This window comes from Micromonospora sp. NPDC005367, from assembly GCF_040606825.1.
GTDB lineage: Bacteria > Actinomycetota > Actinomycetes > Mycobacteriales > Micromonosporaceae > Micromonospora.
The window spans coordinates 74647-86305 of the sequence record NZ_JBEXFP010000011.1 but is presented as its reverse complement, the minus strand read 5'-3'; the positions used below and the strand labels follow the sequence as shown (position 1 = coordinate 86305).

General features: G+C 72.6%; 12 protein-coding genes. 8 read left to right on the top strand and 4 right to left on the bottom strand.

The window, feature by feature from the left end; genetic code table 11:
- The first annotated feature begins 66 nt into the window (after positions 1 to 66).
- The gene (locus ABZS42_RS10815) at positions 67 to 753 is read left to right on the top strand and encodes a TMEM175 family protein (protein WP_355143906.1); all 687 of its coding nucleotides are present in this window, start codon (positions 67 to 69) and stop codon (positions 751 to 753) included.
- 170 nt (positions 754 to 923) lie between these two features.
- Here ABZS42_RS10815 and ABZS42_RS10810 read toward each other — a convergent pair whose 3' ends face one another.
- The gene (locus ABZS42_RS10810; protein ID WP_355143904.1) at positions 924 to 1298 is read right to left on the bottom strand and encodes a cupin domain-containing protein; all 375 of its coding nucleotides are present in this window, start codon (positions 1296 to 1298) and stop codon (positions 924 to 926) included.
- A 97-nt stretch (positions 1299 to 1395) separates the two neighbouring features.
- Entirely contained in the window at positions 1396 to 2046 is a 651-nt protein-coding gene (locus ABZS42_RS10805; RefSeq protein ID WP_355143902.1) for a nucleotidyltransferase family protein, read from the bottom strand.
- Between the two features lie 64 nt (positions 2047 to 2110).
- Here ABZS42_RS10805 and ABZS42_RS10800 point away from each other — a divergent pair, with 64 nt between their 5' ends.
- The 7 genes from ABZS42_RS10800 (at position 2111) to ABZS42_RS10770 (ending at position 8416) form a co-directional block, all read left to right on the top strand.
- Positions 2111 to 2662 (top strand): 2Fe-2S iron-sulfur cluster-binding protein, encoded by a 552-nt coding sequence (locus ABZS42_RS10800; RefSeq protein ID WP_355143900.1) that lies wholly within the window; start codon positions 2111 to 2113, stop codon positions 2660 to 2662.
- Entirely contained in the window at positions 2659 to 3648 is a 990-nt protein-coding gene (locus ABZS42_RS10795) for a xanthine dehydrogenase family protein subunit M (RefSeq protein WP_355143898.1), read from the top strand. The genes ABZS42_RS10800 and ABZS42_RS10795 overlap by 4 nt, the downstream gene beginning before the upstream one ends.
- A gap of 34 nt (positions 3649 to 3682) precedes the next feature.
- Positions 3683 to 5779, top strand: coding sequence for a xanthine dehydrogenase family protein molybdopterin-binding subunit (locus ABZS42_RS10790; RefSeq protein ID WP_355143896.1), 2097 nt, complete (start codon positions 3683 to 3685; stop codon positions 5777 to 5779).
- A 27-nt stretch (positions 5780 to 5806) separates the two neighbouring features.
- A complete protein-coding gene (locus tag ABZS42_RS10785) occupies positions 5807 to 6346 on the top strand; it encodes a metalloregulator ArsR/SmtB family transcription factor (RefSeq protein ID WP_355143894.1) in 540 nt (179 codons plus the stop codon).
- Entirely contained in the window at positions 6343 to 6981 is a 639-nt protein-coding gene (locus tag ABZS42_RS10780) for an SRPBCC family protein (RefSeq protein ID WP_355143892.1), read from the top strand. Before ABZS42_RS10785 ends, ABZS42_RS10780 begins: the two co-directional genes overlap by 4 nt.
- 237 nt (positions 6982 to 7218) lie before the next feature.
- Positions 7219 to 7785, top strand: a complete 567-nt coding sequence (locus tag ABZS42_RS10775) for an NADAR family protein (RefSeq protein WP_355143890.1) — start codon at positions 7219 to 7221, stop codon at positions 7783 to 7785.
- 115 nt (positions 7786 to 7900) lie between these two features.
- Complete coding sequence (locus ABZS42_RS10770; protein WP_355143888.1) at positions 7901 to 8416, top strand: NUDIX domain-containing protein; 516 nt, start codon at positions 7901 to 7903, stop codon at positions 8414 to 8416.
- 50 nt (positions 8417 to 8466) lie between these two features.
- Here the strand turns inward: ABZS42_RS10770 and ABZS42_RS10765 are convergent, their stop codons facing one another.
- Complete coding sequence (locus ABZS42_RS10765; protein ID WP_355143886.1) at positions 8467 to 9924, bottom strand: ATP-binding protein; 1458 nt, start codon at positions 9922 to 9924, stop codon at positions 8467 to 8469.
- Entirely contained in the window at positions 9921 to 11588 is a 1668-nt protein-coding gene (locus ABZS42_RS10760) for an FAD-dependent oxidoreductase (RefSeq protein ID WP_355143884.1), read from the bottom strand. The genes ABZS42_RS10765 and ABZS42_RS10760 overlap by 4 nt, the downstream gene beginning before the upstream one ends.
- Positions 11589 to 11659 lie beyond the last annotated feature (71 nt).

Here is an 11659-nt window from a genome sequence, read left to right as displayed (position 1 = left end):
CCCGCGGCCCGGTCATGTCCGGGCGAACCGCCGCCGTCCCCGACGCGGGGCGGATAGCCTGCGGCAATGGCCGCAGCCGAAGAGGGCACCGCGCCGCCCGAGGGCCAGGTCAGGGTGTCGGAGACCGATCGCGTGAAGGCCTTCAGCGACGGTGTCTTCGCCATCGTCATCACGCTGCTGGTGCTGGAGCTTCGCGTCCCTGACTATCACGAGGGCGGCCTGCTGACCGGGCTGCGCCATGAGGGCGCCTCCTACCTCGCGTTCGTGGTGTCCTTCGGCTACATCGGAGTGATCTGGCTCAATCACCACGCGCTGATACGCCTGGTGCGCGGGACTACGCTGGCGCTCAACTGGATCAACCTCACCATCCTCTTCGGCGCTGTCATCATCCCGTTCCCCACCGCGGTGCTGGCCTCGGCCTTCACCGAGGGTGACAGCGCCGACCAGCGAGCGGCCGTGGCGTTCTACGCGCTCGCGGCGGCCCTGATGTCCGCTCCCTGGCTGGCGTTCTTCAGCTACCTGCACCGTCATCCCACCCTGCGGGCCCGGGAGGTCGGCCCCGAGCATGTCCGGAACCAACGTGTCCGGCCGGTCACCGGCCTGATCCTTTACGGGCTGAGCGGCCTGCTCGGTTGGTTCGTCGATCCGGTGGTCGGGCTGATCGGCATCATCGTCATGATCGTCTACCACGCGGTCACCAGCGAAGGGTTGCGGGCCGGGCCGCTCGGGCGGTTGTTCCCGCGCGGCGGGTGAGTGGCGCCGCTGACCGGCGCTTATCGGGCCGCCGCGGATGCGTACGCGGCGGCCCTGCGCGGCCTCGATGCTTCACCGCGTACCCACGGCCTCGGCGGACGTTGCCGGTTCCGAGTCACGGCCCGATGGCCGAACGACCGCCCGTCGAGTTGCCCCGGAAACGGGCCACGTCACGGCAGGGCGTGGCCCGTCGTCGCGTCGACGTGCTCTGGGACGGCGTCGTGCCGGTCGCCGACCGAGGACGTGCCGCTGGGCTCGAACATGAGGATCGCGGCCCCCTCGGCGGAGTACGGCCGGTGCTCGGTTCCCTTGGGCACCACGAACACGGAGCCGGCCGGCAGGAGCACTTCGCGTTCCCGCACCGGCCCATCGTCCGGCCCCTCCCGCAGGGCGATGTGCAGCTCCCCGGAGAGCACGAGGAAGAACTCGTCCGTGCTGTCGTGACGGTGCCAGACGTGCTCGCCGGCGAGTGCCGCCTCACGGCCGTCGCCCGCGCCAGCGGTCTGGGGACTCCCCCCACTGCGTGCCCAGATGGTGCGGCACACCGGCCTGACCCCCAGTGCCTACCGGCGCCGGTTCGACACCGGCACGCCGGCGCCCGTCACCCCCGCGCCTACGGATCCTGCAGTCGCAGTGCCCGGGTCACCCTGATCCCTGGCCTTCGTCACCCACCACGACCGCCTGATGGACCGGGGCCGGAGCCGCGCTCACCTCTTGTGCGGCGCGGGCGAGGTCGGCCGGGGTGTCGAGGTCGGCCGGGTCGCCGACACCGTCGCAGGGCACCCGGACCACCAGGTCCGGCCGGGCGCGCAGCAGGTCGCGCGCACCCCGATCCCCGGTGGCGTACCGCTCGAGCAACGGCCAGGTGTCACGCCCGAGCAGGACAGGGTGCCCGGGACGCCCGGCGTAGGTGGCCGTCGCGACCGCCGCGCCGCAGTCGTACGCGGCCCGCACCCGGCGTACCGCCGCCGGGGTGAGCAGCGGCTGGTCGACGAGGACGACCACAGCCGCGGTCACGTGCGTGGGCAGCGACGCCAACCCGAGGCGCAGCGACAGACCCATCCCCCGGTACCAGTCGGGATTGCGGACGAGGACCGCCTCCGGCAGTGGCGGCAGGTCGTTCGCCCCGGCGCCGACCACGACGTGCACCGGGGCGCAGCCGCCGCCGGCCAGCAGGCGCAGCGCACGGCGCACCAGCGGCTCGCCGTCGAACTCGACGAGCGCCTTCGGCCGGCCTAAGCGGCGGCCGCCGCCGGCGGCGAGCAGTAGCCCGGCCACGTTCCGCTGTTCCACACCGCCCCCGTGAACGATTTGCCGGTTTTCTTCTGATTAGTGCGAACAAAGCTACTATGGGCGGGTGCAGAACGGGTCCGGTAGCGCCACGGTCGCCGGCGACGAACGCTCGTCCCGGGTCGCCTTCACCGTCAACGGCACCCGCCGGGAGCTGACGCTGGACAACCGCACGACGTTGCTCGACATGCTGCGCGAGCACCTGGACCTCGTCGGCGCGAAGAAGGGCTGCGACCACGGTCAGTGCGGCTCCTGCACGGTGCTGCTGGAGGGCCGGCGGGTGAAGAGCTGTCTCATCCTCGCCGTCACCCTCGACGACTGCTCGATCACCACTGTCGAGGGGCTGGCCGGGGCCGACCCGCTCTCCCCGTTGCAGGCGGCGTTCATCACCCACGACGCCTTCCAGTGTGGTTACTGCACGCCGGGGCAGCTCTGCTCCGCCCGCGGCATGCTCGACGAGGTCGCCGCGGGGTGGCCGAGCGCGGTCACCGACGACCTCACCGGCGCGGTCCGGCTGACCGACGCGGAGGTACGCGAACGGATGAGCGGCAACCTGTGCCGGTGTGCCGCGTACCCGCACATCGTCGCCGCGATCCGGGAGACGGCGGGAGACCGATGAGGGAGTTCCGGTACCGCCGCCCGGCCGATGTCGACGAGGCCGTGGCGCTGCTCGGCGGGGACCCCGAGGCGGCGTACCTGGCCGGCGGCACCAACCTCGTCGACCTCATGAAACTCGGCGTGCAGCGACCCGACCTGCTGGTGGACGTCACCCGGCTGCCGCTGGACGCGATCGAGCCGCTGCGCGACGGCGGCCTGCGGGTCGGGGCCACCGTACGCAACAGCGACCTGGCCGCCCATCCGGTGGTACGGCGGGACTATCCGGTGCTCGCCCGTGCCCTGCTCGCCGCCGCCTCCGGCCAGGTGCGGAACATGGCGACCACCGCCGGCAACCTGTTGCAGCGCACCCGGTGCTACTACTTCCAGGACACCGGCAAGGCGTGCAACAAGCGGGAGCCGGGCAGCGGCTGCGCGGCCCGGCACGGGCAGAACCGCGACCTGGCCATCCTGGACTGGTCCGAGCAGTGCGTCGCCACCCACCCCTCGGATCTGGCGGTGGCGCTGGCCGCGCTCGACGCGGTGGTCGAGGTGGCCGAACCCGACGGCACGCGGGACGTACCTTTCGTCGAACTGCACCGGTCCCCGGGTGAGCACCCGGAGCGGGAGACCACCCTGCGGCGGGGCGCACTGATCACCGCCGTACGGCTGCCGCCGCTGCCGGCCGCGCGCCGGTCGACGTACCTCAAGGTGCGCGATCGCGCGTCGTTCGCCTTCGCGGTCGGTTCGGTGGCCGCCGTGCTCGACCTCGACGGCGGCGTGGTGCGTGACGTCCGGCTCGCCTACGGCGCGGTCGCGCACCGGCCGTGGCGGGCCTACCAGGCCGAGGCGGCGCTGCGTGGGCAGCCGTTCACGCCGGAGCTGGCCGGGCAGGCCGCCGACGCCGAACTCGCGGTGGCCCGCCCACTGAGCCACAACGGTTTCAAGGTGCCGCTGATCCGCGCCGTCACCGTCCGCGCGCTCACCGAGCTGGCGGAGCCGCGGGCATGATCCGGGCCCTCGACGTGAACGCCGGAGCACGCGGGTGAGCGCGGGCGCGGTGGGCCGGGCCCACCCACGGCTGGAGGGCCGCGAGAAGGTCACCGGCACGGCCCGGTACGCGGTCGAGTACCCGCTGGACGACGTGACGTACGGGTGGGCGGTGCCCGCCGCGGCGGTGCGCGGCCGGATCACCCGGATCGACCCGGACCCGGCGCTCGCGGTGCCGGGCGTGCTCGCCGTCCTGCACCACGGCAACGCCCCCCGGCTCGCCACCGGCGTCGAGGCGGAGCTGCACCTGTTGCAGGATCCGACGGTTCACTACCGCGGCCAACTGGTGGCCCTGGTCGTGGCCGAGAGCATCGAGGCGGCCCGGGAGGGGGCACGGCACGTACTGATCGAGTACGACACCGAACCGCACAGCACCGTGCTCACCGCCGACCATCCCGGGCTGTACCGGCCGGAGAAGGTCAACCCCGGCTACCCGACGGACACCACCGACGGGAACTTCGACGCCGCGTTCGAGGCCGCCGAGGTGCGGGTCGACGTCACCTACCGGACTCCGGCCTACCACAACAATCCGATGGAGCCGCACGCCACCACGGCACAGTGGCGCGACGGGCAGCTGCTCCTGCACGACAGCAACCAGGGCTCGACGGCCGTGCAGGCCGCGCTCGCCGAGCTGTTCGAGATCCCCCGCGAGTCGGTCCGGGTGATCAGCGAACACGTCGGCGGCGGGTTCGGCAGCAAGGGCTACCCGAAGGCCGCCGTGGTGCTCGCCGCACTCGCCGCCCGACAGGTGGGCCGGCCGGTCCGGCTCGCCCTGACCCGTCAACAGCTCTTCGGCCCGATCGGCTACCGCACCCCGACGATCCAGCGGGTACGGCTGGGCTCGGACGCGGACGGCCGGATCGCGGCGATCTGCCACGACGCGATCAGCCAGACCTCGACGCTCACCGAGTTCGCCGAGCAGACCGCCGTCTACACCCGCAGCATGTACGCGGCGCCGCACCGGCGCACCACGCACCGGCTGGTCCGTCTCGACGTGCCGACTCCGTTCTGGATGCGGGCGCCGGGCGAGTGTCCGGGCGCGTACGCCCTGGAGTCCGCGATGGACGAACTCGCCTCCGCCTGCGGGATCGACCCGATCGAGCTCCGGATCCGCAATGAGCCGACGGTCGACCCCGACCAGGGGCATCCGTTCAGCAGCCGGAACCTCGTCGCGTGCCTCACCGAGGGGGCCCGCCGGTTCGGTTGGGCCGACCGCGACCCGCGCCCCGGCACCGGCCGCGAGGGCCGGTGGCTGATCGGCACCGGGGTGGCCGGCTCCAGCTACCCCGCTCGTGCGCGCGCCTCCGCGGCCACCGCGACCGCGTTCCCGGACGGGGTTTACCTGGTCCGGATCAACGCGACCGACATCGGCACCGGCGCGCGTACGGCGCTGTGGCTGGTCGCCGCGGACGCGCTGGGCGTACCGCCGGAGCGGGTGGACATCCGGATCGGTGACAGCGACCTGCCACCGGCCGGGGTGGCCGGGGGTTCGATGGGCACCGCCTCGTGGAGCTGGGCGGTGGTACGCGCCTGCCAGGAGCTGCGCGACCGGCTGGGCCACCACTCCGGCACGCTGCCGCCCGAGGGGTTGACCGTGGCGGCGAGCACCGCCGACGAGGTCCGGGCTCAGCAGCCGATGGCCCGCTACGCGTACGGCGCCCAGTTCGCCGAGGTGCGGGTGGACGTGGACACCGGCGAGGTGCGGGTGAACCGCATGCTCGGTGTGTTCGCCGCGGGGCGGGTGGTGAATCCGACGACGGCACGCAGCCAGCTCATCGGCGGCATGACCATGGGAATCTCGATGGCGTTGCACGAGGAGGGGCTGCTCGACGAGCGGTACGGCGACTGGGTCAACCACGACCTCGCCACGTACCACATCACCGGGTGCGCGGATGTCGAGCAGATCGAGGCGTACTGGGTCGACGAGGAGGACCCCGACCTGAACCCGGCCGGGGTGAAGGGGCTCGGCGAGATCGGCATCGTGGGCACGGCGGCAGCGATCGCCAACGCCGTCCGGCACGCCACCGGCGTACGGGTCCGGGACCTGCCGATCCGGCTCGACAAACTCATCGGCGCATCATCCTTTACTTAATTAATACATTGCTGATATAACTTCCGGGTGCATGCCTTCGACGTGTTGGGCGACCCGGTGCGGCGCCGGATCCTGGAGCTGCTCGCCGAGGGCGAGACGAGCGCGGGCGACGTCTGCGTCGTCATCCAGCGCGAGTTCGGCATCTCCCAGCCGGCCGTCTCCCAGCACCTGAAGGTCCTGCGGCTCAACGGGTTCGCCACCGTCCGGCCGGACGGCACCCGGCGGCTCTACGCGGTCGACCCGAGCCCGCTGCGTGACGTCGACCAGTGGCTCGACCACTTCCGCCGGTTCTGGACCCCACCACTGAACGCCCTTGCCACCGAGCTCGCCCGGGGCAAGCGCGAGCGGCGACTGCGTGAACAGCCCGGCGGCACAGCCGACGTAACGCCACCGCAGGCGTCCGCCCACCACGGCCACACCGAATCAGCGGCGCGAGCCGACGACCGGCCCCGCCGGTCGGCATCCGCCGACCCCGACGACCGGCCCCGCCGGTCGGCCTTTGCCGCCCCCCACGACAGCCCGCGCCGGCGGGCCACGGAGCATCCCGACAAGAGGAGAGCACGATGATCGATGCCAGCGAGCAGATCAACGCGGTCCGGCGGCAGGTCGGCAGCCGGACGCTGGAGGCCGGCGAGGCGCGGGTGACCACGATCAGCCAGACGTACGACGCGTCGGTCGAGGACGTCTGGGACGCCTGCACGAACGCCGAGCGGATCCCCCGCTGGTTCCTGCCGATCTCCGGCGAGCTGCGGCTGGGCGGCCGCTACCAGTTGCAGGGCAACGCCGGTGGTGTCGTGGAGACCTGCGACCCGCCGCACAGCTTCACGGCCACCTGGGAGTACGGCAACGAGGTCAGCTGGATCGAGGTCCGACTGACCCCGCAGGAGGGTGACCGCACCCGCTTCGAGTTGGACCACATCGCACACGTCGACGACGACCGGTGGGCGCAGTTCGGCCCGGGCGCGGTCGGCATCGGCTGGGACCTCGGACTGCTCGGCCTCGCGTCGTACTTCGGTGCGCCCGGGGCGGGCGTACGCCCGGAGGACGCCGAGGCGTGGTCGGCCTCGGCGGAGGGGCGGGCGTTCACGACGCTGGCCAGCGAGCGCTGGTGCGAGGCGAGCATCGCCGCCGGCACCGACCCCGAGGCCGCCCGGGCCGCCGCCGCCCGGGTCACCGCCTTCTACACCGGCGTTCCCGCCTGACCTACCCCGCGGCACGGCGCGCCCGGCGCCCGGCCCACCCAGCGCCCGCCCGCCCAGCGCCCGGCCCGCCCAGCGCGCGGCCCGCCCGGGGCCCGGCCCGCCCGGCGCCCGGCCTGCGCGGCGCGCGCGGTTTGATCGACTCGTCTTCACGGAAGTCGGGCTGTCGCGCGCGCCCGGACAGCCCGACTTCATGGATATCGAGTCGACCTTGTCAGTGCCATCGGGCAGACTGCGCCGGTGCCGTCCCCTCGATCGATCGATGATCTGTCCGCCGCGGTGCACGCCGGGCAGCGCCCGCGCTACCTGTTCTTCTGGGGCCACCGGCCGCAGCGCGACGGCAGCGTCGGCGCCGGGTGCCTGAGCCAGTGGTGGCCCGCCCCGTTCGAGGACGGTGATCACACCTTCGCCACCGCCGAGCACTGGATGATGTGGCACAAGGCGCAGCTCTTCGGCGACGTCGGCACGGCCGAGAGGATCCTCGCCGCCACCCACCCGCACCGCGCCAAGTCGCTCGGCCGGCAGGTCCGCGGCTTCGACGAGGCCCGGTGGGAGGCCGCCCGCTACGGCATCGTGGTGGCGGGCAGCGTCGCCAAGTTCGGCCAGCACCCGGCGCTGCGTGATTTCCTGCTCGGCACCGGCGATCGGGTCCTCGTCGAGGCGAGCCCGATGGACCGCGTCTGGGGCATCGGGCTCGCCGCCGACGACCCACGGGCCGCCGAGCCCGGCACCTGGCGCGGGGCGAATCTGCTCGGCTTCGCCCTGATGGACGCCCGCGACATCCTCCGCGACAACACCGGCACTTGATCGACTCGTCTTCACGGAAGCCGGGCTGTTCAGGCGAGGCGGACAGCCCGACTTCACGGAAGCCGAGTCGACCTTGGTCGAAGTGGAGGGCGGGCCGCGGGTAACGTGCTGCGGCATGACCGGTGCGCCGTACGCCCACTGTTCCTTCTGTGGAGCCGCCTACCCGGCGTCGGCCGGGTGGCCGCGGGTCTGCCCGGTCTGCGGGCAGACGGTCTGGCGCAACCCGCTGCCGGTCGCGGTCGCGGTGCTCCCGGTCCGCACCACCGCCGGCGTCGGCGTGGTGGTGGTCCGGCGGGACATCGAGCCGGCTCGCGGGCAGCTCGCCCTGCCCGGCGGGTTCATCGAGTACGGCGAGGAGTGGAACGAGGCACTGGTCCGTGAACTGCGCGAGGAGACCGGCCTGATCGCGGCGGCGCGGGACGCCACGCTCTTCGCGGTGCACAGCGCGCCCGCCGGTGGCACGATGATGGTCTTCGGCGTGCTGCCCGAGCAGCGTGCCGAAGATCTGCCCGCCTCGGCGCCGACCGAGGAGGCCACCGAGTGGCTGGTCCTCACCGAGCCGATCGAGCTGGCCTTCGACACGCACACCCGGGTGCTCGCCGACTTCCTGGCCGCATACCGCGCGCGCTGAACCACTACCGCGTCGATCCGGCTGAACCCGCGCCCCGCCGGTACGGACGGTCAGGGCGCGGGAAGCGGATCCGGCGTGGGCGGGCGCTCGGCGGTCAGCGGCAGCAGCACCCGGAAGACCGTGTCGCCCGGCTCGCTGCGTACCCGAATGTCGCCGTGGTGCTTGTGCACGACGATCCGGTACGAGATGTCCAGCCCGAGGCCGGTGCCGCTGCCCACCGGCTTCGTGGTGAAGAACGGCTCGAAGATGCGCGGACGCACCTCCGGCGGGATCCCCGACCCGGTGTCGGCGACCTCCACGGCGAGCAGGTCACCCGCCAGCTCGGTGCGTACGGTCAGCGTCCCCTTGTCCCCCATCGCGCCCAGCGCGTTGTCGACCAGGTTGGTCCAGACCTGGTTCAGCTCCGCCGCGTACGCCGGCACCGGCGGCAGGCTCCGGTCGTACTCCTTCACGAGCTTGACCCCGGCGGGGATCTTCGCCTTGAACATCACGAGCGTGGCGTCGAGCAGGTCGTGCACGTCGACCACCTGGAACGGCGCCCGGTCCAGCTGTGAGTACTGCTTGGCGGCGCCGACCAGACCGGAGATCCGGGTGACCGCCTCGCCGATCTCCTGCATCAGCAACTCTGTCTCGACGGTGTAGGTGAGCCACCGGATCGCCGACTCCAGGTCGGCCGGCCCGACGATCGTCCGTACCCGGCTCAGCCACTCGGTGTCCGCGCCGCCACCGACCAGGATCGGCGCCAGGTCCCAGGCATCCCGTACCCCGTGCTCGTCCAGCCAGTCGGTGAGCGCGTCCTCGGCGTCGGCGGCGGCCATCGGGCTGAGCTTCAGCGGGGTCACCACCCGGGCCACCGCCTCCTCCTGCAACTCCACCAGACGGTGCAGGGCGCTGCCGTCGAGGCGACCGTCGGCGATCATCGCGAGCTTGCTCCGCATCGCGCCCACCCGGTCGCGCAGCACCGAGGTCGCCCGGACCGCCGCCGCGGCCGGGTTGTTCAGCTCGTGGGTGAGGCCGGCCGAGAGGGAACCGAGGGCGAGCAGCCGCTCCCGCTCACCGACGAGGGTCTGGGTGTTCCGCATCCCGATGAACAGCCCCTCCAACAGGTGGATCGCCATCGGGAACCAGGTGCGGACCGCATACGCGAACTTCTCCCCGGCAAGCACGAAGAACTCGGCGTCGGTGATCGCGCGCATCGTGTAGCGGTAGATCTGCTCGGTCTCATCGGCGAGGTGCGACTGGGTGGCGCCGCCGTACACCCCCCGCTGGGAGCTCCGGCTCAGCTCCAGCTCGTCGTTGCCCACCCGCCGGCTGAGCGTCACCGTGCCGGAGAGCAGGACGAAGAAGCAGGTCGCGGCCTCACCCTCGTCGAACACCACCGTGCCGCCGGCCCGCTGCTCCCTCCGGCCGTGCTCCGCCAGCCAGGCCAGCTGCTCGTCGTCCAGCGCCTCGAACAGGAACAGGGTGCGCAGCTCCTCCGGCGCCAGCCGGCCGGTCGGGGCGCTCACTGCGCCGCCAGGTAGCGGTGCACCAGCGAGACGGCCATGGCCCCCTCGCCCACGGCGGAGGCGACCCGCTTCACCGACTGGGAGCGCACATCGCCGGCGGCGAAGACCCCCGGCAGGCTCGTCTCCAGGTGGTACGGGTCGCGCGACAGCGACCAGCCGGACGGCGGCTTCCCGTCGCTGACCAGGTCGGGCCCGGTGATGATGAAGCCACGCTGGTCACGCACCAGCACCCCGTCCAGCCAGTCCGTCCGCGGCTCCGCGCCGATGAAGACGAACAGCCAGGAGGTGTCGGCGGTGCGCACCTCGCCGGTACGGGAGTCGCAGAGGGTGATCCGTTCCAGGTGCTCGCCGCCCGCCGCGCCCACCACCTGCGTGTGCGGGTGCACGGTGATCCGGTCGCTCTGCTCCAACTGGTCGATCAGGTAACGCGACATCGACGCGGTCAGGTCGGCGCCCCGGACCACCAGGTGCACCCGGGCGGCGTAGCGGGAGAAGAAGACGGCCGCCTGCCCGGCGGAGTTCGCCCCGCCGACGATGTAGACGTCCTGGTCAACGCAGTTCGGTGCCTCGGTGGAGACAGCTCCGTAGAAGACCCCCCGACCGGTGAAGTCGCCGACGCCGGGGGCGTCGAGCGCCCGGTAGGAGACGCCGGTGGCGAGCACCACGGTGTGCGCGGCGATCTCGGTGCCGTCGCCGAAGCGGAGCAACCGGGCACCGCCTGCCTCAGTCAGGCCGATCACCTCCCGGGTGCCGAGCAGCTCGGCGCCGAACTTGAGCGCCTGCCGGCGCGCCCGGTCGGTGAGCTGGGCTCCGGAGACGCCGTCAGGGAAGCCCAGGTAGTTCTCGATCCGGCTGCTCTGCCCGGCCTGTCCGCCGGTGGCGCGGCGCTCCACCAGCACCGTACGCAGGCCCTCCGACGCCGCGTACACGGCGGAACCGAGACCGGCCGGCCCCCCGCCGACCACCACCACGTCGTAGAAGTCGGTGGTCGGCTGCACGGCGATCCCCACCACGCCGGCCAGCTCGGCCGTCGACGGGGCGATCAAGGTCTTGCCCTCGGCGGTCACCACCAGCGGCACGTCCGTCTCGCCGGCGCCGGCCGCGGCGAGCAGCCGGGCGCCCTCCGGGTCGTCGGTGAGCAGCCAGCGGTACGGGATGAGGTTGCGGGCCAGGAAGTCACGGATCTTGAACGAGGGGGCGGACCAGCGGTGCCCCACCACCCGGATCTCGGTCAGCGCCGCCTCGGGAGTGGCCGCCCACGCCTCCAGCAGCCCGTCCATCACCGGGTAGAGCTTCTCCTCCGGCGGGTGCCAGGGCTTGAGCAGGTAGTGGTCCAGGTCGACGACGTTGATCGCCTCGATCGCGGCGTCGGTGTCCGCGTACGCGGTGAGCAGCACCCGCCGGGCGGCGGGGAAGAGATCCATCGCTGCCTCGAGGAACTCGATGCCGTTCATCTCCGGCATCCGGTGGTCGGCGAGCAGCAGCGCCACCTGTTCACCGCGCAGCTTGATCTCGCGAAGCGCGTCCAGCGCCTCGGGGCCCGACCCGGCACGGATCACCCGATAGCGCTCGCTGTAGCGCCGGCGGAGGTCGCGCGCCACCGCACGGGACACCACCGGGTCGTCGTCAACGGTCAGGATCACCGGATTCGCCATGGCGCCCATGAAACCACCTCGCTCACCAGCGGTCACCGGCACCTGGGTGGGGCGCATCCGGAAAGAGGCGTGATAGCGGG

Bases quoted from the DNA above. Each gene is read 5' to 3' on its own strand.
- ABZS42_RS10770 (WP_355143888.1), top strand. From the start codon at position 7,901: ATGACCGGTGCGCCGTACGCCCACTGTTCCTTCTGTGGAGCCGCCTAC.
- ABZS42_RS10780 (WP_355143892.1), top strand. From the start codon at position 6,343: ATGATCGATGCCAGCGAGCAGATCAACGCGGTCCGGCGGCAGGTCGGC.
- ABZS42_RS10795 (WP_355143898.1), top strand. From the start codon at position 2,659: ATGAGGGAGTTCCGGTACCGCCGCCCGGCCGATGTCGACGAGGCCGTG.
- ABZS42_RS10760 (WP_355143884.1), bottom strand. From the start codon at position 11,588: ATGGGCGCCATGGCGAATCCGGTGATCCTGACCGTTGACGACGACCCG.
- ABZS42_RS10815 (WP_355143906.1), top strand. From the start codon at position 67: ATGGCCGCAGCCGAAGAGGGCACCGCGCCGCCCGAGGGCCAGGTCAGG.